The organism is Bradyrhizobium sp. USDA 4449, assembly GCF_054056275.1.
In genome coordinates, this window is the sequence record NZ_JBSRYD010000001.1 from 6,735,068 (window position 1) to 6,759,106 (window position 24,039).

21 protein-coding genes are annotated in these 24,039 nt (G+C 64.4%); 14 read left to right on the forward strand and 7 right to left on the reverse strand.

All coding sequences use genetic code 11. The features are described from left to right. Positions 1-5: 5 nt before the first annotated feature. Entirely contained in the window at positions 6-1,592 is a 1,587-nt protein-coding gene (locus ACVIIW_RS31780; protein ID WP_456705322.1) for a glycosyltransferase family 39 protein, read from the reverse strand. A 246-nt stretch (positions 1,593-1,838) separates the two neighbouring features. After that, positions 1,839-3,449 (reverse strand): ABC transporter substrate-binding protein, encoded by a 1,611-nt coding sequence (locus ACVIIW_RS31785; RefSeq protein WP_456704308.1) that lies wholly within the window; start codon positions 3,447-3,449, stop codon positions 1,839-1,841. 267 nt (positions 3,450-3,716) lie between these two features. Here ACVIIW_RS31785 and ACVIIW_RS31790 point away from each other — a divergent pair, with 267 nt between their 5' ends. The 8 genes from ACVIIW_RS31790 (at position 3,717) to ACVIIW_RS31825 (ending at position 13,951) form a co-directional block, all read left to right on the forward strand. Beyond that, a complete protein-coding gene (locus ACVIIW_RS31790; RefSeq protein ID WP_456704309.1) occupies positions 3,717-4,847 on the forward strand; it encodes a M20/M25/M40 family metallo-hydrolase in 1,131 nt (376 codons plus the stop codon). Between the two features lie 161 nt (positions 4,848-5,008). Continuing rightward, positions 5,009-5,950, forward strand: coding sequence for an ABC transporter permease (locus ACVIIW_RS31795; protein WP_456704310.1), 942 nt, complete (start codon positions 5,009-5,011; stop codon positions 5,948-5,950). Between the two features lie 19 nt (positions 5,951-5,969). After that, entirely contained in the window at positions 5,970-6,857 is an 888-nt protein-coding gene (locus ACVIIW_RS31800; protein ID WP_456704311.1) for an ABC transporter permease, read from the forward strand. Beyond that, the gene (locus tag ACVIIW_RS31805) at positions 6,857-8,524 is read left to right on the forward strand and encodes an ABC transporter ATP-binding protein (RefSeq protein ID WP_456704312.1); all 1,668 of its coding nucleotides are present in this window, start codon (positions 6,857-6,859) and stop codon (positions 8,522-8,524) included. The genes ACVIIW_RS31800 and ACVIIW_RS31805 overlap by 1 nt, the downstream gene beginning before the upstream one ends. Before the next feature lie 289 nt (positions 8,525-8,813). Then, on the forward strand, positions 8,814-10,319 hold the full coding sequence (locus tag ACVIIW_RS31810; protein WP_456704313.1) for a M81 family metallopeptidase: 1,506 nt from the start codon (positions 8,814-8,816) through the stop codon (positions 10,317-10,319). A gap of 13 nt (positions 10,320-10,332) precedes the next feature. After that, on the forward strand, positions 10,333-11,496 hold the full coding sequence (locus ACVIIW_RS31815; RefSeq protein ID WP_456704314.1) for a M20 aminoacylase family protein: 1,164 nt from the start codon (positions 10,333-10,335) through the stop codon (positions 11,494-11,496). Between the two features lie 2 nt (positions 11,497-11,498). Beyond that, positions 11,499-12,932, forward strand: coding sequence for an amidase (locus tag ACVIIW_RS31820; RefSeq protein ID WP_456704315.1), 1,434 nt, complete (start codon positions 11,499-11,501; stop codon positions 12,930-12,932). Positions 12,933-13,060: 128 nt separating this feature from the next. Further along, on the forward strand, positions 13,061-13,951 hold the full coding sequence (locus ACVIIW_RS31825) for a crotonase/enoyl-CoA hydratase family protein (protein WP_456704316.1): 891 nt from the start codon (positions 13,061-13,063) through the stop codon (positions 13,949-13,951). Positions 13,952-13,969: 18 nt separating this feature from the next. Here the strand turns inward: ACVIIW_RS31825 and ACVIIW_RS31830 are convergent, their stop codons facing one another. Together ACVIIW_RS31830 and ACVIIW_RS31835 are read right to left on the reverse strand one after the other, a co-directional pair. Continuing rightward, positions 13,970-14,947, reverse strand: coding sequence for an NADPH:quinone oxidoreductase family protein (locus ACVIIW_RS31830; protein ID WP_456704317.1), 978 nt, complete (start codon positions 14,945-14,947; stop codon positions 13,970-13,972). Next, positions 14,947-15,555 carry a DsbA family protein gene (locus ACVIIW_RS31835; protein WP_456704318.1) on the reverse strand — a complete coding sequence of 203 codons (609 nt, stop codon included), beginning with the start codon at positions 15,553-15,555 and terminating at the stop codon, positions 14,947-14,949. Before ACVIIW_RS31835 ends, ACVIIW_RS31830 begins: the two co-directional genes overlap by 1 nt. Before the next feature lie 109 nt (positions 15,556-15,664). Here ACVIIW_RS31835 and ACVIIW_RS31840 point away from each other — a divergent pair, with 109 nt between their 5' ends. Continuing rightward, the gene (locus tag ACVIIW_RS31840) at positions 15,665-16,687 is read left to right on the forward strand and encodes a methionine synthase (protein ID WP_456704319.1); all 1,023 of its coding nucleotides are present in this window, start codon (positions 15,665-15,667) and stop codon (positions 16,685-16,687) included. 16 nt (positions 16,688-16,703) lie between these two features. Here the strand turns inward: ACVIIW_RS31840 and ACVIIW_RS31845 are convergent, their stop codons facing one another. The 3 genes from ACVIIW_RS31845 to ACVIIW_RS31855 form a co-directional block, all read right to left on the reverse strand. Continuing rightward, positions 16,704-17,321, reverse strand: coding sequence for a hypothetical protein (locus ACVIIW_RS31845; protein WP_456704320.1), 618 nt, complete (start codon positions 17,319-17,321; stop codon positions 16,704-16,706). A gap of 167 nt (positions 17,322-17,488) precedes the next feature. Next, complete coding sequence (gpt, locus tag ACVIIW_RS31850) at positions 17,489-18,016, reverse strand: xanthine phosphoribosyltransferase (RefSeq protein WP_456704321.1); 528 nt, start codon at positions 18,014-18,016, stop codon at positions 17,489-17,491. A gap of 35 nt (positions 18,017-18,051) precedes the next feature. After that, complete coding sequence (locus ACVIIW_RS31855; protein WP_456704322.1) at positions 18,052-18,789, reverse strand: competence/damage-inducible protein A; 738 nt, start codon at positions 18,787-18,789, stop codon at positions 18,052-18,054. A 222-nt stretch (positions 18,790-19,011) separates the two neighbouring features. Between ACVIIW_RS31855 and ACVIIW_RS31860 the strand changes: the two genes are divergently transcribed. The 5 genes from ACVIIW_RS31860 (at position 19,012) to ACVIIW_RS31880 (ending at position 24,028) form a co-directional block, all read left to right on the forward strand. Next, a complete protein-coding gene (locus tag ACVIIW_RS31860) occupies positions 19,012-20,430 on the forward strand; it encodes a circularly permuted type 2 ATP-grasp protein (RefSeq protein ID WP_456704323.1) in 1,419 nt (472 codons plus the stop codon). Between the two features lie 4 nt (positions 20,431-20,434). Continuing rightward, a complete protein-coding gene (locus ACVIIW_RS31865) occupies positions 20,435-21,379 on the forward strand; it encodes an alpha-E domain-containing protein (protein WP_456704324.1) in 945 nt (314 codons plus the stop codon). A 170-nt stretch (positions 21,380-21,549) separates the two neighbouring features. Beyond that, entirely contained in the window at positions 21,550-22,398 is an 849-nt protein-coding gene (locus ACVIIW_RS31870) for a transglutaminase family protein (protein WP_456704325.1), read from the forward strand. Between the two features lie 87 nt (positions 22,399-22,485). Then, on the forward strand, positions 22,486-23,244 hold the full coding sequence (locus ACVIIW_RS31875) for a peptidase (protein WP_456704326.1): 759 nt from the start codon (positions 22,486-22,488) through the stop codon (positions 23,242-23,244). Positions 23,245-23,269: 25 nt separating this feature from the next. Then, positions 23,270-24,028, forward strand: a complete 759-nt coding sequence (locus ACVIIW_RS31880) for an SDR family oxidoreductase (protein WP_456704327.1) — start codon at positions 23,270-23,272, stop codon at positions 24,026-24,028. The last annotated feature ends 11 nt before the right edge of the window (positions 24,029-24,039 follow it).

The window sequence follows — 24,039 nt, forward strand, 5'->3', positions numbered from 1 at the left end:
CGGCTCTAATCCAGGCTGCGCTTGCTGGCACTGAGGTCCTGCGCGGCACTCTCGGGTGATGCGTCGGGCGGCACCATCAGCGCAATTACATGACGCCTCACCCCGGACCGCCCCCACAGCGAGGCCTGTACGGTAAATTCGCGCCTGACACAATTGCCGGCGCGTGAGGACACGGATTCCATCCAGCGGCTGCAGTCGTGCTGGCCCTCGAAACAGAGTGCGGCCCAACCGCGACCGGCCGTGGCCTTGCGCTGCAGTCCCCAATTATGTTGATGCGCGAACGGCCGTGCATAAGGCGGATGATCCGGACTGTAGAAGGCCGTGGCGAAAGCAAGTGAATCGTCGCCGCTGACCGCACTGAGCGCCTCGCCGGTCAGTTCGTGCCATTGCCGGGTGAGTTCGCTTGCGGCTTGCGCGTAAAAATTCCGCCCCTCCTCGTAACCGTGGACATTGCGATAGACGGCGTGGATGGGTGCTGCGACCAGGACGGCGACGAGCGCAACGCCTGCCGCAATGACCGTGACGTTGACCGTGTAGAAGCGCTCCACCGGAAAGCGCGCGCCGCAAACGATCAGCACGACGAACAGGAACAATCCCTGCAAGGCCCACAGCGAAGGCAGATCCGTGCCCATCGCAAGCGATGTCAGGATCGGCAGGACGATGGTGCCGACGGCGACATAGAACAGAAGCCAGAGGCCCGGGCTCATAGCCGCGAAGTCGGCCGGAAACTGTCTGAGCCGCGTGCCCGCGATGAACACCCAGATGACGGCGGCGACGCTGATCGCCGCAATGAGGCCCAGCAGAAAATTCTTCGCGTCGCCGAGCGAGCTCACGGTATCGCTGTTGGCATGGGCCAGCGCGTAACTGAAGGTCGACGCGCCCGTGGTCGCGAGCCAATAGATGTGCGGCGACAGCACCGCAAGCCCGGTGACGGCCGAAATCCAGGGTGAGGCCGAGGTGAAATAGGCGCGACGCGCCGGATGCACGAGCGCGGCAAATCCAAAGCTCGCGACCAGGAAGACCGAGTAGTATTTTCCGACCATCGCGAGCGCCGCGGTGCATCCGGCCGCAATCGCCCATCCCGCATGGCGAGTCTCGAAGGCGCGCAGGAAGCACCACGTGGCAAGCGGCCAGACCGCGAGCAGCACGGTGTTGGCATTAAATCGCTGGGCGTGGAACTGATAGACCGGCGTCAGCATCAGAAGCAGCAGCACCAGGACGCGCTTGTGACCGGTGACGAATTGCCGCGCCACGCAATCGACGAAGAACAGCGCGAGCCCCGCATTCACCATCGCCATGAGTTGCAGCGAGAAATCGCTGAGCGGGAACAGGAAGGTCCAGCTTGCTGCGGCCCAGCCCATCAACGGCGGGTGCTTGTGATAGCCGAAGGCGAAATTGCGTCCCAGCGTCCAGGCCTCGAGCGTATCAGGGTGCAGGCCGCCACCGGCATAGGCCACGGCGAGATACAGAGTCCACACCGCGACGAAGCTCGCGATGAGAAGCGGCACGGCCCAGCCCGCCTCCACGCCATCGAGCCAGCGCAACAGCGGACGGCGCCAGCGCGCCGGCGTGCGATCCGACCGTTCGGCCATCGCCTGGAATGCAAAATCGAGTGGCAACTTCTTCAAATCGACGGGAGGAAAGTGATGTCCGGGGACATACCATCTATTTCAGATCAGAAACAAATGGCAATGATTGGAAACTGGAACCCTGGCTGCCCGCCGACGAGACAGCGGCAAGAGAAACGGCGCCGCTGATGACAGCGGCGCCGCGGATGTCAGAGACGAAAGGTGCAGACGCACCGTTCCGTCGACCGACTTTCCTTACTCCGATTTGCCTTACTCCGATTTGTCGATGTTCCAGAAGATCGGGGTCGCCGGGCCGTCGAGCACGCCGGTGAGCGACTTCCGCCACGCGCTCGGTGCCAGGTACTGCCCGAGCGGGATGTAGATCACCTGGTCATAGGCTTCCTTCTGGATCTCGGTCGCGATCTTCTTCTGATCGTCGAGCGAGGCCGCGCGCACGAAGTCGTCCTTGAGCTTCTCGATCTTGGCGTCTTCCGCCCAGCCGAACCAGCCGCCCTTCTTGCCCTGGCCGCCGATCGAGAGATTGGCGATCGGGTTGGACACGTCGGCGCTGACCCAGTTGGTGAAGAACATGTTCCAGCCGCCCTCCTTCGGCGGCTTCTGGCTGGCTCTGCGGCTCACCACCGTCTGCCAGTCGGTCGCTTGCGCGTCGACCTTGAAGCCGGCTTCGCGGAGCAGCTGCACCGCGACCGTCGGCTGCGCCTTCAGCGTCACGACGTCGCCGGGCACCATGACGACAACGGGCGTGCCGTCATAGCCGGACTCGGCGAGCAGCTTCTTGGCTTCCGCCATGCCGTTGCCCTTGACCAGCGATTCGGAGCCGACGTCGGTCGCGAACGGCGTGTCGCAGATGAAGAAGGCGCCGCAGATCTTGTAGTACTTGGGATTGCCGACGAGCGCATCGAGCACGTCCTTCTGGTTCATGGCCAGAAGGGCGGCGCGGCGGATCTTCTGGTTATCGAAGGGCGGATACAGGAAGTTCATGCGGCCGAGCGTCTGGTAACCGAACTTGTTCAGCGTCTCGACCTTGAGGTCGGGATTGCCCTCGAGCACCGGCAAGAGATCCCACGGCGGCACTTCCATGAAGTCGATGTCGCCGGATTGCAGCGCGTTCACCGCAGTCTGCGAGTCCGGCATGGTGATCCACTCGACCCGGTCTACCTTCACGACCTTGCCGCCGGCAGTCCAGCTCGCCGGCTCCTTGCGCGGCACGTAGTCGGTGTTCTTTTCATAGACCGCCTTCACGCCGGGCTGGAATTCGCCCTGCACGAACTTGAACGGGCCCGAGCCGATCTGTTCGGGGATCTGCTTGTCCGGCGGCGTCTCGGCGAGGCGCTTCGGCATCATGAAAGCCACGCGCGAAGAGGGTTTTCCGATGGAGTCCAGCACGAGGCCGTAGGGCTCCTTCAGCTTCAGCGTGATGGTCTTGGCGTCGGTCGCCTCGATGCTCGCAGTGAACTGCATCATCTGCTGGCCCATGCCGTCGACCGCGGCCCAGCGCTTCAGCGAGGCGACGCAATCCTCAGCCGTCACGGGCGTGCCATCATGCCACTTCAGGCCGTCGCGCAGCGTGAACGTATAGGTGAGCTTGTCGTCGGAGATCTTCCAGTCGGCCATCTGCGGCTGGATCTTGAAGTTCGAATCCGTCGCGATCAGCGTGTCATACACCATGTAGCCATGATCACGCGTGATGTAGGCGGTGGTGAAGATCGGATCGATGATGCGCAAATCCGAATGCATCACCGCGGTGACGGTTTTGCCCGCTGCGAACACCGGCGATGCCATCGCCGTTGCGAGCGCGACCACCGACAGTGCAAGGGTGGAGGCGAACGCGCGACGCCCCCGGCGCATCAAGCTCAACATAGAAAGTTTCTCCTGACGTGAAACTGTTCAAAGGCAGGTTATTCGTTGAGCATGAGGTTCGTTCTTTGGGCGAACCAACCTCACGCAATGCCTTTGTCTTTCCGAGACTTGCAGACAGTCTTGAGCGCGTCAATCCGGTTTCAATGCAGGCCCCGGCATCGCACGCACGGGCTCCACAAGGATCGGTTTGGCTCTACAACTTCTCCCGCTTGTCCTGCCGACGCTCATGCAATGCGCATTCCATCTTCAAGCTTGAGAGACATTCAGATGAATCCAGCCAATCTTCCCTTCGATTCCGAGGCCATGCTCGAAGGCCTGCGCAAGTGGGTGGAATGCGAGAGCCCGACATGGGACGCCGGTGCCGTCAACCGCATGCTCGATATCGCAGCGCGGGATATGGCGATCATGGGTGCGAGCATCGAGCGCATCGCCGGCCGTCAGGGCTTTGGCGGCGTCATCCGCGCGCGTTTCCCGCATCCCAGGCAAGGCGAGCCGGGCGTCCTGATCGCCGGCCACATGGATACCGTGCACCCGGTCGGCACGATCGAGAAGCTGAAATGGCGGCGCGAGGGCAACAGATGCTACGGCCCCGGCATCTTCGATATGAAAGGCGGCAACTATCTCGCGCTCGAAGCGATCCGGCAACTTGCGCGGGCGTCGTTCACCACGCCCCTGCCGATCACCATCCTGTTCACGCCGGACGAGGAGGTCGGCACGCCCTCGACACGCGACATCATCGAGGCGGAAGCGGCGCGCAACAAATATGTGCTGGTGCCGGAGCCTGGCCGCGCGGACAACGGCGTCACGACCGGACGTTACGCCATCGCGCGATTCAATTTGGAAGCGACGGGACGGCCGAGTCACGCGGGCGCAACGCTGTCGGCAGGACGCTCGGCGATCCGCGAAATGGCGCGGCAAATCCTCGCGATCGACGCGATGACGACGGAGGACTGCACCTTCTCCGTCGGAATCGTGCATGGCGGCCAATGGGTCAACTGCGTTGCCACGACTGCCACCGGCGAAGCGCTTTCGATGGCGAAGCGCCAGGCCGATCTCGACCGAGGCGTGGAGCGCATGCTGGCACTATCGGGCACTGCCAATGACATCACGTTCAGGGTGACGCGCGGGGTGACGCGGCCGGTGTGGGAACCGGATGCCGGCACGATGGCGCTGTATGAAAAGGCGCGCGGCGTCGCCAAATCTCTCGGCGCGGAATTACCGCATGCGAGCTCCGGAGGCGGCTCAGACGGCAATTTCACCGGCGCGATGGGCATTCCGACGCTCGACGGCCTGGGCGTGCGTGGAGCCAATGCTCACACGCTGGAAGAGTATATCGAGGTCGAGAGTCTCGTTGAGCGTGGCCGGCTGATGGCGGGGCTGCTCGCGACGCTGGAGTGACGCTACTGCGATCACCGCCGTCATGCCCCGGGTCAAGCCCGGGCATGACGGGCATACGAAGTTCCGGCTGGATGGCACGGGAATTGCTGAAATGTTAGGTTGGTGGCAGAACGGACAACGACCGCTGTCGACGATTTGACTCTCATCTGAACGGATCCCGCTTGCTCGGATATCTCATTCGCCGAATCTTCGCCGCGGTGCCCGTGATGGGCGTCGTCGCGCTGTTTGTGTTCCTGCTGCTGCGGCTGACGCCGGGCGATCCGGCCGCGATCCTCGCCGGCGACAACGCGACGCCGGAACGGCTCGAGCGCATCCGCACCTCGCTCGGCCTCAACGAGCCCCTGATCGTGCAGTTCATCACCTGGGTGAACAAGCTGCTGCATGGCGATCTCGGAACATCGCTGATCTCCAACCTGCCGGTCATGAAGATGATTGGCCAGCGCGTCGAGCCGTCGATCTCGATCGCGCTCTCGACCATCATCCTCGCGGTCATCGTGGCCGTGCCCCTGGGCGTCGTCGCGGCCTGGAAGCACGGCACCTGGATCGACCGCTTCGTCATGGGGCTTTCCGTGCTCGGCTTCTCGGTGCCGGTGTTCGTGGTCGGTTATGTCCTGATCGAAGTCTTTGCGATCGACCTGCGCTGGGTGCCGGTGCAGGGCTTCAAGAGCATCTCGGCCGGCTTCGGCCCCTTCCTCGAGCGCATCATCCTGCCGACCTGTGCGCTCTCCTTCATCTACATCGCGCTGATCGCGCGCATGACCCGCGCGGCGATGCTCGACGTGCTCGGCGAAGACTACGTCCGGACGGCGCGCGCCAAGGGCATCAACGAGGTCGCGGTGATGATGCGGCACGCGTTGCGCAATGCCGCAGTGCCCGTGATCACCGTCATCGGCACCGGCTTTGCGCTGCTGATTTCCGGCGTCGTCGTCACCGAAAGCGTGTTCAACATCCCCGGCATCGGCCGTCTCACCGTGGACGCGGTGCTGGCGCGCGACTATCCGGTGATCCAGGCGATGATCCTCTTGACCTCGCTGATTTACGTCGTCGTCAATCTGCTGATCGACGTCGCCTACACGCTGCTCGATCCCCGGATCAGGTACTGAGGCTAGGGACAACAACAAAATGACCGTCGACAGCCTCCCCCAATCCTCCATTCCGATCACGTCGCCGCTGCGGCCCAGATTCGGCTTTCTCACCTCGACGCCGATCATCGCGGCGGCCACGATCCTGCTCGCGCTGATCGTGCTGACCTCGATCCTGGCGCCGCTGATCGCGCCGCATGATCCGATCCAGCTTGCGCCGTCGCAACGGCTGAGGCCAGCCTCGGCGCAGTTCCTGCTCGGCACCGACGCCTATGGCCGTGACCTGCTGTCGCGCGTCATCTATGGCGGCCGCATCTCCCTGCTGATCGGCATCGGCTCGGCGGTTCTGTCGGTCGTCATTGGCCTCGCGATCGGCCTCGTCTCCGGCTTCTTCAAGCTGATCGATTCCGTGCTGATGCGCGTCATGGACGGCCTGATGGCCATGCCGAGCATTTTGCTCGCGATCGCCGTGGTGTCGCTGTCGGGCGCCAGCATCTGGACCGTGCTGATCGCGATCACCATTCCTGAAATCCCGCGCGTGGCGCGCCTGGTGCGCTCGGTGGTGCTGTCCGCGCGCGAGGAGCCTTACGTCGAAGCCGCAATCTCCGTCGGCTCCAGCCTGCCAAAAATCATGTGGCGGCACCTGATGCCAAACACGATCGCGCCGATGATCGTCCAGGGCACCTATGTCTGCGCGTCGGCGATCCTCACCGAGGCGATCCTGTCCTTCCTCGGCGCCGGCATCTCGCCGGAGACGCCGACCTGGGGCAACATCATGGCCGAGGGCCGCCAGTATTTTCAGCTCAAGCCGACGCTGATCTTCTGGCCGGGCCTTCTGCTCTCGATCGCCATCCTCAGCATCAACCTGATCGGCGACGCCGCTCGCGATGCCCTCGATCCCCGCATGAAGCAGCGGGAGGGCAAGTGATGAGCGATCAAGTGATGACCAAGGACGTCGTTCTCGACATCCACAACCTCGTCGTCTCCGTCGGCAACAAGCCGGGCGCGCCAAAGATCATCGACGGCATCGCGATCCAGGCGCACGAAGGCGAGACACTGTGCCTCGTCGGCGAAAGCGGCTCGGGCAAATCGGTGACCTCGCTGACCACCATGGGTCTCTTGCCGAAGGGCACGCTGGTCCCATCAGGCGGCAGCGTCAAGCTCGTCGGCGAGGAGATCCTCACCGCGACCGACCGCCGCCTACGCCAGCTGCGCGCAACCAGGATGGCGATGATCTTCCAGGAGCCGATGACTGCGCTCAATCCGGTGGTGCCGGTCGGCCGCCAGATCGACGAGGTCCTGCGCGCCCACACCAAGCTCGACGGCAAGGCACGGAGGAAGCGCATCCTCGACATGATGGAGCAGGTGCATCTGCCCCAGGTCGAGCGCATCTTCGCCTCCTACCCGCACCGCCTCTCCGGCGGCCAGCGCCAGCGCATCATGATCGCGATGGCCCTGGTGCTGGAGCCGAAGCTCTTGATCGCGGATGAGCCAACCACCGCGCTCGACGTCACCACGCAGAAGCAGATCCTGTCGCTGATCCGCGAGCTCCAGCGCGACCATGGCACGGCCGTGCTGTTCATCACCCACGACATGGGCGTGGTCGCGGAAATCGCCGACCGCGTCGCGGTGATGCGACAGGGCCGGCTGGTCGAAACCGGTCCGCTCGAGACCGTGTTGCGCAATCCCACGATGGAATACACCCGCAACCTGCTCGCCTCGGTGCCGAGCCTGGTGCCGCGGCCACCGCGCCAGGCGAGCAAGGAACCTGTCGTGCTCGAGGCCAACGACCTCAGCAAGATCTACAAGGAGCGCACGTTCTTCGGCCAGGGACGCGAGGTCATTGCCGCCGACAGGGTGACGCTGACGCTGCGCAAGGGCCGCACGCTCGGCATCGTCGGCGAGAGCGGCTCGGGCAAGTCCACCGTCGCGCGCTGCATTGTCCGTCTGATCGATCCGACCTCCGGCGGTGTCCGCCTCGCCGGCCGCGAGATCGCCGACATCTCGCGTCGTCTGCTGCAGCCGCACCGGCAGAAGATCCAGATCGTGTTCCAGGATCCCTACCGTTCGCTCAACCCGCGCATCAGCGTCGGCGAGAGCATTGCGGAAGGCCCGATCAACTACGGCACCTCGCACGCTGCTGCGATGAAGCGGGCGCGCGAGCTGCTCGAGCTCGTCGGCCTGCCGGCCGACGCCGTGTCGCGCTATCCGCACCAGTTCTCCGGCGGCCAGCGCCAGCGCATCGCCATTGCGCGCGCGCTCGCACTCGACCCGGACGTGCTGGTCGCGGACGAAGCGGTCTCCGCGCTCGATGTCTCCGTGCAAGCGCAGGTGCTGAAACTGCTCGATGAGATCCAGAAGCGGCTCGGCATCGCCATCCTGTTCATCACCCACGATCTGCGCGTCGCCGCACAAATCTGCGACGAGGTGGTGGTGATGCAGCACGGCCGCGTTGTCGAACAGGGACCGGCCGCCGAAGTGCTGACGCATCCGCAGCAGGCCTACACCAAAGCGCTGCTGGATGCGGCACCGGGGCGCAACTGGGACTTTGCGAATTTCCGGCCGGTGGCGGAGGGCGTGGGGGCCGCGGTGTAGCGACATCCTCCGCTGTCGTCCCGGCGAACGCCGGGACCCATACCACGGAATCTCTCGATTGCGAGTGGGAGTCCCGAACGACCGATCTTCGCAAAACTCCTCCCCGGGGTCATGGGTCCCGGCCTTCGCCGGGACGACGCCGAGAATGTTGAAGCGCCTTCCTAGACAACACTTATCCGCAGCATTCCCAAAATGGCTTGAGGCCATGCGCGGCGCGATTGTCTGCCTTGCTTGCTCTTGCCGCAAAGGCGGGTAACGTCGCGCTCGCCAGCTCATGGGACCAGCATTGATGACACGTATCGCCGTCGGCGGCTTCCTGCACGAGACCAACACCTTCGCTCCGACGAAGGCGACGTATGCCGACTTCCAGCATGGCGGCGGCTGGCCGGCGATGACCGTGGGACCCGACGTGCTGAAGGTGATGCGGCGCATCAATGTCGGGCTCGCCGGGTTCGTCGACAGCGCCGAAGCCAATGGCTGGGAACTCGTCCCGACCATCGCCTGCGGCGCGAGCCCGTCCGCGCATGTCACCAAGGACGCCTTCGAGCGCATCGTGAAGGTGATGGTGGACGGCATCGAAGCCGCCGGCCCGATCGACGCTGTTTATCTCGATCTGCACGGTGCCATGGTGACCGAGCATCTCGACGACGGCGAAGGCGAGATTTTGGCGCGGGTACGCCGCATCATCGGCAAGAATATTCCGCTGGTCGCGAGCCTCGACCTGCACGCCAACGTCACGCCGGCGATGATGGACCATGCGGACGCCTTGATCGCCTACCGCACCTATCCGCATGTCGACATGGCCGAGACCGGCCGCGCCTCGGCAAGGCACCTCGCGCTGCTCCTGAAGACGACGGAACGCTTCGCAAAATCGTTCCGCCAGTTGCCATTCCTGATCGCGATCAGCTGGCAATGCACCAATGACTTCCCTGCCAAGGGCATCTACGAAAAATTGGCAGCGCTGGAGAGTGAAACGGTTCCGACGTTGTCCTTCGCGCCCGGCTTCCCCGCCGCCGATTTCCGCGACTGCGGACCGAGCGTGTTCGCCTATGGCAAGACGCAGGACGACGCCGACCGCGCCGCTGATGCGCTCGTCAAGCTGATCGAAAGCCACGAGGACGATTTCGACGGCAAGATCTGGACTCCCGACGACGGCGTGCGCCACGCCATGGACCTTGCGAAGAGCGCGAGCAAGCCGATCATCATCGCCGACACGCAGGACAATCCCGGTGCAGGCGGCGATTCCGACACCACGGGCATGCTGCGCGCGCTGGTGCGCAACAGGGCGAGCGCGGCGACCGGCGCGATCTACGATCCCGTCTCGGCCAAGGCCGCGCATGCGGCGGGTGTCGGCGCGACGATCACGCTCTCACTCGGCGGCAAGTCAGGCATTCCCGGTGACGAGCCCTACACCGAGAGCTTCGTCGTCGAACAACTCTCCGACGGCCGGTTCATCGCGCCCGGCCCCTATTTTGGCGGACGCGAGATGGAGATGGGGCCCTCGGCGTGCCTGCGCATCGGCGACGTCCGCGTGGTCGTGAGTTCGCACAAGGCCCAGCTCGCCGACCAGGCGATGTATCGCTATGTCGGGATCGAGCCGACGAAAGAAAAAATTCTGGTCAACAAGAGCTCGGTGCACTTCCGCGCCGATTTCGAGCCGATCGCGGAGAAGCTGATGATCTGCGCCGCGCCGGGCGCGATGCCGGCCGATACCGCGTCCCTGCCCTGGACGCGCCTGCGTCCCGGCATCCGCATCAAGCCGAACGGCCCCGTTTTCACGCCCCCTTCACGCTAACAGGACAGGACACATGCCCACCATCGACCGCATCGACGGTTACGCCGACGAACTCACCGCCATCAGGCGCGACCTGCACGCCCATCCCGAGATCGGCTTCGAGGAGGTTCGCACGTCAGGCATCGTCGCCGACAAGCTGACGAGCTGGGGCATCGAGGTGCATCGCGGTCTCGGCGGCACCGGCGTGATCGGCGTCATCAAGGGAAAGGGTTCCGGCAGCAAGCGCATCGGTCTGCGCGCCGACATGGACGCGCTGCCGATGGAGGAGAACACCAATCTGAAATGGAGTTCGAAGATCCCCGGCCGCTTCCACGGCTGCGGCCATGACGGCCACACCACCATGCTGCTCGGCACTGCACGTTACCTCGCCGAGACCCGGAACTTCGACGGTACCGTGCACCTGATCTTCCAGCCGGCCGAGGAAGGCCTCGGCGGCGCTCGCGCCATGATCAAGGACGGCCTGTTCGAGAAGTTTCCGTGCGACGAGCTTTACGGCCTGCATAACGCGCCTGACTTGAATCACGGCGAGATCGCCATCCTGCCGGGCCCGGCCATGGCCAGCGCCGACTTCTTCGACCTCCGCATCACCGGTTATGGCGCGCATGGCGCGATGCCCGAGCGTTCCAAGGACGCCGTGATCATCGCAACCACGCTGGCGCAGGCGATCCAGACCATCGTCAGCCGCAACGTCGAGCCGCTGCAGGCAGCCGTGGTGTCGATCACCCAGATCCATGCGGGCTCCGCCTACAACGTCATTCCCGGCGACGCGCATCTTTGCGGCACCATCCGCACCTTCTCGAAGGAAGTCCGCACCCTGGTCAGCGAGCGCATCCGCACCATCTGCGCCGGCATCGCCAGCGCCTATCAATGCGTGATCGACGTCGACATCCGCGACACGTTCAACGTGCTGGTCAATCAGGTCGAGCAGTCCAGGGTGGTGGAGGAGGTCGCGCGCACCGTCGTCGATCCCGCCAAGGTGATTACCCGCACCCAGCCGAAGATGGGCAGCGAGGATTTCGCCGACATGCTGGAGACCATTCCCGGCGCCTATTTCTGGGTCGGTCATGACGGCTCGGTGCCCGTGCACAATCCCGGCTTCGTGCTCGACGACAAGATCCTGCCGATCGGCGCCAGCATGTTCGCCCGGATCATCGAAACGCGCATGCCGGTGGGTTAGCAATGCAGAAACAGAGCGTCGAAGATGCAGTCACCTCGCTGCACGATCTCTCCGCGGTCGATCTCATCGCGGGCTATCGGGCAAAACAGTTCTCGCCGAGCGAGGTGCTGGAGGATTTGCTCACGCATGTCGCTGCGTGGGAGCCGCATCTCAAGGCGCTCTACGCCTTCGATCCTGACAGCGCGCGCGAGGTCGCCAAGGCCTCGACCGCGCGCTGGTCCGGCGGCGAGCCTTGCGGCCCGCTCGACGGCGTGCCCGTCACGATAAAGGACAATATCGCGACCAAGGGCGTGCCGGTGCCGCTTGGCGCCGCGAGCGTCAGGCTCGTGCCCGCCGAGAAGGACGCACCGCCCGCGGCCCGGCTGCGTGAGGCAGGGGCGATCATCTTCGCCAAGACCACCATGCCCGATTACGGCATGCTGTCCTCGGGCCTCTCCTCGTTCCATGCGCTCGCGCGCAATCCGTGGGATCTCTCCAAGAATCCCGGCGGCTCCAGCGCCGGTGCTGGCGCTGCTGCGGCGGCCGGCTATGGTCCCTTACATCTCGGCACGGACATTGGCGGCTCGGTGCGCCTGCCCGCCGCTTGGTGCGGCCTCGTCGGCCTGAAGCCGAGCTTCGGCCGCGTGCCGATCGACCCCACCTATGTCGGCCGCGTCGCCGGCCCCATGACCCGTACGGTCGATGATTGCGCGCTGATGATGAGCGTGATCGCGAAGCCTGACCGGCGCGATGGCATGAGCCTTCCCGCCGAACCGCTCAATTGGAAGGGGTTGGAGAAATCTCCACGAAAATTGCGGATCGGCCTGATGCTCGATGCCGGCGTCGGCCTGCCGGCGGAAAGGCCGGTCCGCGAGGTCGCGGTGAAAGCCGCGAAGGCGTTCGAATCCGCAGGCAGCGTCGTCACCGAAGTCGACGGCATCCTCACGCGCGAGATGCTCGACGGCCTCGACAATTTCTGGCGCGCGCGGATGTGGGACGATCTGACGAAGCTGACGGCGGCCGAACAGGGCAAGGTGCTGCCTTATATTCATAGGTGGGGCGTATCGGGCGCGAAGCTGTCGGGGGTCGACGTGATCCGCGGCTTCAACCAGACCATGGCGATCCGCGCGGCTGCGTCAAAACTGTTCTGCGAGCTCGATTACGTGATCTCGCCGACCGCCCCGAATGTGAATTTTGCGGCGGAATGGGCGTCGCCCACCAACGATCCGATGAGGCCGTTCGAGCACATCTGCTATACCGTCCCGTGGAATATGTCGGAGAACCCCGCCATCTCCCTCAATGGCGGCTTCGATGCCACAGGTTTTCCGATCGGCGTGCAGATCGTCGGCCGCCGCTTCGATGATATCGGCGTGCTCGGCCTCGCCAAGGCGTTTGAAGGCCTGCGCGGCGCGCAGCGGCCTTGGCCGAAGCCGCCGGCGCATCAGGCGAGCATCTAGCGCCTCAGCACAATTCGTCATGCGCGGGCTCGACCCGCGCATCCCTCGTCTTCAGAAAAAGATGGATTGCCGGGTCAAGCCCGGCAATGACAGAATTGATTCAAGAATGACAGGGAAGGAAACCACCCATGGCGTATGAGACGATCAAATACGAGGTCGCCGAGCAGATCCTCACCATCACGCTGAACCGGCCCGACAAGCTCAACGCCTTCAATGCGCAGATGCAGGCCGAATTGATCGACGCGTTCGACGCCGCCGACAAGGACGACAATGTCCGCGCCGTCATCGTCACAGGTGCAGGGCGCGGGTTTTGCGCAGGTGCCGATCTGTCGTCGGGCGCGAACACCTTCGATCGCGACGCGCGGCGCGGGCCCGTCAAGCGTTTCGCGGACGGTAAGGTCGATTACAGCGATCCGCAGGTGCGCGACGGCGGCGGCCAGGTCACCTTGCGGATCTTCAAATGCCTCAAGCCCGTCATCGCCGCGGTGAACGGCCCCGCCGTCGGCATCGGCGTCACCATGCAGCTTGCGATGGACATCCGCATCGCGTCGGATGCCGCGCGCTTCGGCTTCGTGTTCTCCCAGCGCGGCATCGTGCCGGAGGCCGCCTCGAGCTGGTTCCTGCCGCGCATCGTCGGCATCTCGCAGGCACTGGAATGGTGCTATTCGGGCCGCGTCTTTCCGGCGCAGGAGGCGCTCGCCGGCCGTCTCGTCAGCAGGGTCGTCGCGCCCGATGATCTCTTGCCGACCGCGCGCGCCCTCGCCAAGGAGTTTGCGACCAAGACCGCGCCGGTGTCGGTGGCGCTGATCCGCCAGATGATGTGGCGCATGATGGGCGCCGACGACCCCATGGAAGCCCACAAGGTCGACAGCCGCGGCATCTACGCCCGCGGCCGTTCGGACGACGTGAAGGAAGGCGTGGTGTCGTTCCTGGAGAAGCGCCCGGCGCAGTTCAAGAACAAGGTGTCGAGCGACATGCCGGACTATTTTCCGTGGTGGACGGAGCGGGAGTACGAGTGAGGCGATGCGTGATGGAGGTCACTCCATCACCAACGCCACGCGGCCGATCGCCTTGCGGTCGAGCAACAGCCGCATCGCCTTGGCGCAATCTTCCAGCGGCAGCCGGTGCGAGATGTTCGGCCGCAGCCTGCCCTCTTCCGCCCATGTGAGCAGCGCCTTCAGCCTGATCTCGCCGAGCGCGGGATTCTTGCGCACGGCCTCGCCGGCGCGGACGCCGAGCACGCTGGCGCCCTTGATCAGCAAGAGATTGGTCTTGGCCGAGCCGATGCCGCCGGTGAAGCCGATCACCAGCAGCCTTGCGCCCCAGGCGATGCAGCGCATCGAGTTCTCGAACACCTCGCCGCCGACGGGATCGAACACCACGTCGGCGCCGCGGCCGTCGGTGATGCGCTTGACGGCATCGCGAAACGGCTCGCGGTCGTAACGCACGAGATGATCGGCGCCGCGTGATTTCGCGACCGCCAGCTTCTCGTCACTGGACGCGGTCGCGATCACGTTCGCACCGAGCATCTTGCCGATCTCCACCGCAGCAAGGCCAACCCCACCGCCGGCGCCATGCACCAGCAGCACCTCGCCCGGCTCGACCCGACCGCGATCGATCAGCGCATGATAGGCGGTGCCGTGGCCGGCGAGATAGGTCGCCCCCTCGGCGTAATCGAAGTTCGATGGCAACGGCGTCAGCTGCGCCGGCGTGACGACCGCCTCGTCCGTGAAGGCGCCGTGGCGCATCTTGACGATGACCTTGTCGCCGACGGAAACGCCCCTCGCCTCCGCACCGACCTCGGTCACGTCACCGGCAGCTTCCATGCCGGGCGTGAACGGCAACTCCGGCTTGAGCTGATATTCGCCTGCGGCCATCAGCACGTCAGGAAAATTAAGGCCGGCGGCACGAATTGCGACACGAACTTCGCCCGGATTCAGGGCACGCGACGGCAACTCTTCCAGCCGCAACGTTTCGGGTACGCCGAGCGCGCGGCAGACGACAGCACGAGCCATCAGGCCGCGCTCGCCTTGCTGCGCAGCAGCGCCTCGCGGATCAGCGGCAGACGGTCATTGCCAAAATACATGTCGGTCTTGTTGACGAAAATCGTCGGTGAGCCGAACCCGCCGCGCGCGACAACCTCCTCCGTGTTGGCCTTGAGCTGATCCTTGATGGCCTGCTGCGAGATTCCGGCAAAGAATTTCTGCTCGTCGATACCGGCCTTCCTGCAGATCGCCGCGAGCACCGCATCCTGCGAGATGTCCTCGTCGCCGCCCCAATAGGCCTCGAACACTGATGTCGCGAACGGCACCATGTCCTTGCCGAGCCAGATGCAGCCGCGCATCGCCTTGACGCTGTTCACCGGAAACACCGTCGGCGGCATCTTGATGGCGAGTCCGGCGGAGCGCGCCCAATCGGCGAGGTCCTTCTTCATGTAGCGCGCCTTCAGCGGCACCGGCGTCTCGCGCTGCGCGTAGACGCTGGGGTTGACCGTGTTGAAGATGCCGCCGACGAGGATCGGCCTCCAGACGATCTCGGAGCCGAGCTCCCTGGCCAGCGGCTGGATGTTGTGGAAGGCGAGATAGGTCCAGGGACTGGAGCAGTCGAAGAAAAATTCGATCATGGCGTTTCCGCTCCGGCATGGCCGGTTTCAAGGCGACTTTTGTTGTTCTGTACCTCGACGTTAAGACATGGCAGACACAGGCGCAATCACAACCCGCCGGGAGGGACCCATGCTGTTTCCAACGACGATCGCCGGCTCCTTGCCCAAGCCGGAATGGCTTGCCGAGCCCAACATGCTCTGGGCACCCTGGAAGTCGGAAGGCGACGAGCTGCTGCGTGCCAAGCGCGATGCGACGCTGATCTGGCTGAAGATCCAGGAAGACGCCGGCCTCGACATCGTCACCGAGGGCGAACAGGCCCGGCAGCATTTCGTCCACGGCTTTCTCGAGAAGATCGAGGGCATCGACTTCGCGCACAAGGTCGAGATGGGCATCCGCAAGGACCGCTACAAGGCGATGGTGCCGCAGGTGGTCGCTCCGCTCCGGCTGAAGGGCCGCGTCCATGCCTTTGAGGCGCAAGTGGCGCGCACGCATACCAAAAAGAAGCTGAAATTCACCCTGCCCGGCCCGATGACCATCATCGATACGATTGCGGACCGCCATTATGGCGACCGCGTCAAGATGGCCTTTGCCTTCGCCGAGCTGTTGAACGAGGAAGCCAGGGCGCTGCAGGCCGACGGCGTCGATCTCGTGCAGTTCGACGAACCGGCCTTCAACGTCTACATGGACGAGGTCAACGACTGGGGCATCAAGGCGCTGGAGCGCGCCGCGCAGGGGCTCACTTGCGCCACCGCCGTGCACATCTGCTACGGCTACGGCATCAAGGCCAACACCGACTGGAAGGAAACGCTCGGCGCCCAATGGCGGCAATACGAGCAGATCTTCCCGGCGATCGACGCCAGTCCGATCCAGCAGGTCGCGATCGAGTGCCGCAATTCGAAGGTGCCTCTCGATCTGCTCGCGCTGCTCAAGAATAAAATCGTGCAGGCCGGCGTCATTGATGTCGCCAGCGATACGGTCGAGACGGCAGAGGACGTCGTGCAGGTGATCGACACTGTCTCGAAATTCATACCCAAAAGCAACATCATCGCCACCACCAATTGCGGCATGGCGCCGATGCGGCGAGAGATCGCCGAAGCCAAGCTGATGGCCCTCGGCGCCGGCGCCGCGCTGGCGCGCGAGAAGCTGGGGTAGCGGCGGGGATTCGGCGCTAGGGCGGCGCGGAGGGGTGCAGCACCGGTCGATAGCCGGCGTTCAGCGTGCGGAGCGTCGATGGCGGCGTGAGCAGCGTTGCCTCGCCGGGGACTTCCTCCGCCGCGGCGTATCCCGCCGGCGACCACTTTAGCGCTCTCCCCTGCGTGACCAGATAGCTGTCCTCGCCCTGCTGAATCATCGCACCATCGGGCAGCTGGTCAAGCGGCACCGGCATCACGTGCAGCCGCTTCTTGCCGTGATCGAGCCGCTCGTGATGCAGCACGACGTCGATGTCGTGCATGCGGACATCGTGCACGCGGTTGCCCTTCTCCCACGCGGCGCGGAAGCGATTGGCATCGTCACGGCGGCAATAGAAGCAGGGACGATGGCCGGCAGCGAGCGCAGTGGCCTCGTCGAGGAAGAACAGTTCGGTCCAGCTCCGCTGCGCCATCACCTCGCGGCGGCGGCCGCGGAATTCGCAGGTGCAGGTGAGCCAGGCCGGCGACGACCAGCGCTTCTTCAGGAGCGTCTTGGTCGCGGGATCATGGATGATGCCGCGATTGCCGGTGAACATCCCGCGATAGGGTGTGGCGATGATCTCGCCAGTCGGCGTGACGCGGTTTTGCAGGGGCATGGGAGCGGTTCTGCTCCCTCTCCCCATTCTTACCGGGAGAGGGTTTTGGTGAGGGGCTGCCTCCGCAGATATGGTGAGAGAAGGACTCGCGGAGGCTCCCCCTCACCCGGATTGCATCTTCGATGCACTCCGGCCTCTCGCCGCGAGCGGGGCGAGGTGAAGCAAGATCACGCCGCGCCGTCGCGCAGCGGCGGGTGGTAGGACAGCGCGGTGTCCCAGGGGAAGAAGATCCAGGTGTCCTGCGAGACTTCCGTGATGAACGTGTCGACCAGCGGGCGCCCCTTCGGCTTGGCGTAGACGGTGGCGAAATGCGCATCAGGCAGCATCTCGCGCACCAGCTTGCCGGTCTTGCCGGTGTCGACGAGGTCGTCGACGATCAACAGTCCCTTGCCGGTGCCGCCGCCCAGCTTCATGGCCTGTTCTGAAATGCCCTTGAGGACCTGAAGCTCGCCCTGCTTGTCATGGTCGTAGCTGGCGATGCAGACGGTATCGATCACGCGCACGCCGAGCTCGCGCGCCACGATCGCGGCCGGCACCAGGCCGCCGCGGGTGATCGCGATCACCGCATGGAAGGGACCGACCTCGTTGAGCCGCCAGGTCAGCGCCCGGCAATCCCGGTGGAACTGATCCCACGACACAGGAAAGGGCCGGCCTGCCCGTTCCTCTGCGCTCAATTGCGGTGTTTCACCAGCCATTATCGTCTCCTGCTTCGCCTGTCGGCAGCTAGTTGCTAGCGCGTGATGTTCAATCCCGCCAGCATGTCCTTCACCGCCGCCATCGCTGCTGCGAGCTTGTCCGCGTCGCGCGAGCGCACCACCAGATTGGTGTTTGGCTTCTGCTCCTCGTCCATGAAAGGATAGCTGCCGATGATGGTGTCGGGATGGGCGGCGGCGATCGCGCGCAAGGGGCTGCCGATGTCGCCCTCCCGCGCATTGGCGCGGACCGATTCCGAGAGCATGCGCACGCCCGATTTCAGCTTCGGCGAGACGATGTCCATCATCGCCTGCATGATCGAGGGCACGCCCGCCATGACGATGACATTGCCGATCTTGAAGCCGGGTGCGAGGATGGTCGCGCTCTGGATCAGCTCGGCGCCATCGGGGATGCGGGCCATGCGCAGGCGGGCCTCGTTGAGGTCCTGCTCGCTCCAGCGCTCCCTGAAACGGGCGACCACTTCGGGATGATGGTCGATGCCGACGCCGAACGCCTTGGCCACGCTGTCGGCGGTGATGTCGTCATGGGTCGGCCCGATGCCGCCAGTGGTGAACACGTAGGTGTAGCGATGCCGCAGTGCATCCAACGCGGCGATGATGTCGGACTCGTCGTCGGAGACGACCCGGACCTCCTTCAGGTCGATGCCGATATTGGTCAAATATTCGGCGATGAAGCCGATATTCTTGTCCTTGGTCCGGCCGGACAGGATTTCATCCCCGATGACCAGAATGCCCGCCGTGACGATCTCGCTCATACCTTAAGTCCCTCACCTGTGGTCCCGACTTTGCCGAGGTAACGCGTTGAAGTCACGCGGTTTTGCTGCCGAAATAAGCAGTCCTCAGCCATTTTTTCAGGCAGGCCGCCAGCCGTCCCCGACAAATGCTGCTGGTCCATGCTTATCGCGCTGGCCCGCCCCTTGCTACCACATGAAAGTCATGCACTCTTGCCGCATGGCCACGGAGAACAGTCGGCATCTATGGCAGTCGCGTTTGATGAAATGAATATTCCCGGTGGGGACCTTCGCCCCGCCTATCAGGAGCTGGCACGCTGGCTCAAGGAGACGCCTCCCGAGGCGCTCGAGTATCGCCGCCAGGAGGCCGAGCTCCTGTTCCGCCGCATCGGCATCACCTTCGCGGTCTATGGGGATTCGGAATCCACCGAGCGCCTGATCCCGTTCGACGTGATCCCGCGGATCATGTCCGGCAGGGAATGGACAGTGCTGGAAAAGGGACTGAAGCAGCGCGTCAAGGCGCTGAACATGTTCCTGCGCGACATCTATCACGGCCGCGACATCCTCCGCGCCGAGATCGTACCCGACGATCTGATCTTCCAGAACCCGGTCTTTCGTCCCGAGATGAACGGCCAGCAGGTACCGCACGACGTCTACGTGCACATCGCCGGCATCGATATCATCAGGGTCGATGCCAACGACTTCATCGTGCTGGAGGACAATGCGCGCACGCCGTCCGGCGTGTCCTACATGCTGGAAAACCGCGAGATCATGATGCGGTTGTTTCCCGATCTGTTCGCCCGGCACCGGGTGGCGCCGGTCGAGCGCTATCCGGACGAGTTGCTCGCCGCGCTCCGCTCGGTCGCGCCGCAGAGCGCCTCGGGCGAGCCGACGGTCGCCCTGTTGACACCGGGCGTCTACAATTCCGCCTACTACGAACATTCTTTCCTTGCCGACAAGCTCGGCATCGAACTGGTCGAGGGGCGCGACCTCATCGTCAAGAACAACGAAGTCTTCATGCGAACGACCGAGGGCGTGAAGCGTGTCGACGTGATCTACCGCCGTGTCGACGATGATTTCCTCGATCCCCTGACCTTCCGTCCCGATTCTGCGCTCGGCGTGCCCGGGCTGATGTCGGCCTATGCCGCCGGCAACATCACCCTCGCCAACGCCGTCGGCACCGGCATCGCCGACGACAAGGCGATCTACTCCTACATGCCCGACATCGTGAAATTCTATCTCGGCGAGGAGCCTATCCTGAAGAACGTGCAGACCTGGCGCTGCCGCGAGCCGAAAGATCTCGCCTATGTGCTCGATCATATCGGCGAGCTCGTGGTCAAGGAGGTGCACGGCTCCGGCGGTTACGGCATGCTGATCGGCCCCGCCGCGACCAAGGCCACGATCGAGGCGTTCCGCGAAAAGCTCAAGCGGGAGCCGGAAGGCTTCATCGCGCAGCCGACGCTGGCGCTCTCGACCTGCCCGACCTGCACGGCCTCGGGCCTCGCGCCGCGCCATGTCGACCTGCGGCCCTTCGTGCTCACCGGCAGCAAGAGCACGACGATCGTGCCGGGCGGGCTGACGCGCGTCGCGCTGAAGGAAGGCTCGCTCGTGGTGAATTCGAGCCAGGGCGGCGGCACCAAAGACACCTGGATTTTGGACGAGTAGTCAGATGCTGTCGCGTACCGCCGAAAATCTCTACTGGCTCGCCCGCTACGTCGAACGGGCCGAATATCTCGCACGCACCATCGATGCGACCTTGCGTGTCACCGCGCTTCCCGCCGCCTATATCGGCAAGACCAACGAATGGGCCTCGGCGCTGCTCACCGCCGGCGTCGCGGAAAGCTTCTATCAGACCCATGAGGAAGCCAACGAGCACAATGTCGTCGACTACCTCTCGTTCTCCGCCGACAATCCGTCCTCGATCAGGAACTGCATCGAGGCCGCGCGGCTGAACTCGCGCTCGGTCCGCACGGCGCTGACGAGCGAGATGTGGGACACGATCAATTCGGCCTGGATCGAACTTCAGGCGGTCTGGAGCAAGGGCACCTCCACCCGCGAGGACCTCGCCAAATTCCTGCGCTTCGTGCAGGAGACGTCGCTGCGATTCGACGGCTCGGCCTACCGGACCATGCTGCGCAACGACGCCTACTGGTTCTCCCGGCTCGGCCTGCATCTGGAGCGCGCCGACAACACGGCACGCATTCTCGACGTGAAGTATCACGTGCTGCTGCCCGAAGAGGAGCATGTCGGCGGTCCGCTGGACTTCTATCAGTGGAGCTCGATCCTGCGCTCGGTATCGGCGCTGACGGCCTATCATTGGGTCTACCGCGAGACGCTGAAACCCTGGCTGGTTGCGGATCTGCTCATTCTCAACGGGACGCTGCCGCGCTCGCTGGCGAGCTGCTACGAAAATCTCGTGCGCAACCTCGACCAGATCGGCGTCGCCTATGGCCGTCAGGGTCCGGCCCAGCGCCACGCCCGCGGCATCCGCAACCGGCTGGAACACAGCAACATGAACGACATTTTCCAGCATGGCGTGCATGAATTCATTCAGGAATTCATCGCTGACAATTCCAGGCTGGGCGAAATCATCACGAAGCAGTATTTGATCTGATGCCCGCCCACTGGCGATATGGGACATTCGTCATGGCCGGGCTTGTCCCGGCCATACACGTTCTTGTTCCAGCGCGGTGACGAAGATCGTGGATGCCCGGGACAAGCCCGGGCATGACGACCTTCTTCACGCCAGCCAGTCGGGCTTAACCATTAACGGCACGGTCCACCATGCGCCTGCGAATCCAGCACACCACGACCTATCGCTACGAGCCGGCCGCAACCAGCGTGATCCAGATCCTGCGCATGACGCCGTGCAGCCATGACGGGCAATATGTGGCGGAATGGCAGATCGACGTCTCCACAGACACCAAGCTCGACATGCACGAAGACGCGTTCGGCAATGTCACCCATGTGCTGTCCTGCGGGCCCCTGAGCGACATCAAGATCACCGCCGAAGGGCTGATCGAGACCCATGATACCGGCGGCGTGCTGCGCGGCGCGGACGAGCGGTTTCCCGCCGACATGTTCCTGCGCACAACCGACCTCACGACCGCCAATCCGGCGATGACCGCAGTTGCGCGCCAGCTGCGCAGCGAGGCCGAGAACGACACGCTCGGCTTCCTGCACACGCTGATGTCGCAAATCAGCGATCACATGACGTTCGACGAAGACCCGACCAACAGCGGCACCTCGGCCGCCGAAGCCTTCACGCTCAAGCGGGGCGTCTGCCAGGACTATGCGCATATCTTCATCGCCTGCGCCCGGATCGGCGGCGTGCCGGCGCGCTTCGTCTCCGGTCATTTCCTGCGCTCCGACGGCACGGTGCATCAGGATGCCGGGCATGCCTGGGCGGAAGCCTACGTCGATGGTCTCGGCTGGGTCGGTTTCGATCCCGCCAACAGCATCTGCACCACCGACGCCCATGTCCGCGTCGCGATCGGTCTCGATTATCTCGGCGCGGCTCCCGTGCGCGGCACCCGCTATGGCGGCGGCACGGAGACGCTGACGGTTGCGGTCAAGGTCGAGCAGGCCGGCCGCGGTGGCCAGTCGCAATCGCAGTCGCAGCGGCAGAGCTAGTCGTCCCGCGTCACCCCTGGGAATCGGGGTTGGAGCGGCCTCCGAAATTGGCTAGTAATTCCGCGCAAACGCGTTCGGGGACTGGAAATGACCTATTGTTGTGGAATCCTGGTTCGGGACGGGCTCGTGATGATCGCCGATACCCGCACCAATGCCGGTCTCGACAACGTCTCGACCTTCCGCAAGCTGCACATCTTCTCCAAGCCCGGCGACCGCATCATGGCGATCGCCAGCGCCGGCAACCTCGCCATCAGCCAGTCGGTGCTCTCGACGCTGACCGAAGGCCTCGAAGACCCCAACACGGGCGAGGTCGAGACGCTGATGAACGCGCCGACCATGTTCCAGGCCGCCCAGCGCATCGGCCGGGCGATCCGGGCGGTGCATGCGACCGAGGGACCGGCGCTGAGATCCGAGGACGTGTCCTTCGACGTCTCCTTCCTGTTCGGTGGCCAGATCAAGGGCTCCCGCATGCGCCTGTTCATGATCTACACCGCGGGCAATTTCATCGAGTGCACCACCGACACGCCCTACCTGCAGATCGGCGAGCACAAATACGGCAAGCCGGTGCTCGACCGCGCCATGCATTACGACGTCGAGCTCTACGAGGCGCTGAAGACCGGCCTGATCTCGATGGACTCGACGATGCGCTCCAACCTCGGTGTCGGCCTCCCGATCGACGTGCTCGTGGTGCGGGCCGACGCCTGCGAGGCCGATCTCAACCACCGCATCGAGGCTGGCGAGCCCTATTTCCACGATCTGCGCTCGCGCTGGTCGGCCGCCTTGCGCGCGGCGCATCAGAACATTCCGCGGCCGCCCTACAAGAACGAAAAAGAACCCAAAATCTGACAACTCAAAGAAAAGGCAGGAAACGATGAGTGAAGCGAAAAAAATCGCAGTGGTGACGGGCGCCGGCACCGGGGTCGGACGCGCCGCATCGCTGGCGCTGATGAACATCGGCTTCACCGTGGTGCTGGTCGGCCGCCGGCTCGACATGCTCGAGGAGACAGCGAAGCTCGGCCCCGCAGGCAAGAGCCTGTGCGTGACCGCCGACATGACCAAGCCCGAATCCATCGCCGCGCTGTTCGACAAGGTGAAGGCGACCTATGGCCGGCTCGACGTGCTGTTCAACAATGCCGGCATGGGCGCGCCGGCCGTGAATTTCGAGGACCTCAGCCTCGAGCAGTGGCAGGCGGTGGTGAACACCAACCTCACCGGCCCATTCCTGTGCACCCAGCACGCCTTCCGCATCATGAAGGACCAGAGCCCGCGCGGCGGACGCATCATCAACAACGGCTCGATCTCGGCGCACGCGCCCCGGCCGTTCTCGGCGGCCTACACCTCGACCAAGCACGCCATCACGGGCCTGACCAAGGCCTCCAACCTCGACGGCCGCATGTACGACATCGCGGTCGGCCAGGTCGACATCGGCAATGCCGCGACGCCGATGACCGATCGCATGGTCAACGGCCCCGGCGTGCTGCAGCCCGACGGCACCACCAAGCACGAGCCGCGCATGGACGCGAAGGCGGTCGGCGATGCCGTCGCCTACATGGCCGGCCTGCCGCTCGATGCCAATGTGCTGACGATGACGGTCATGGCCACCAAGATGCCGTTCGTCGGACGCGGCTGAAGCAAGACGCG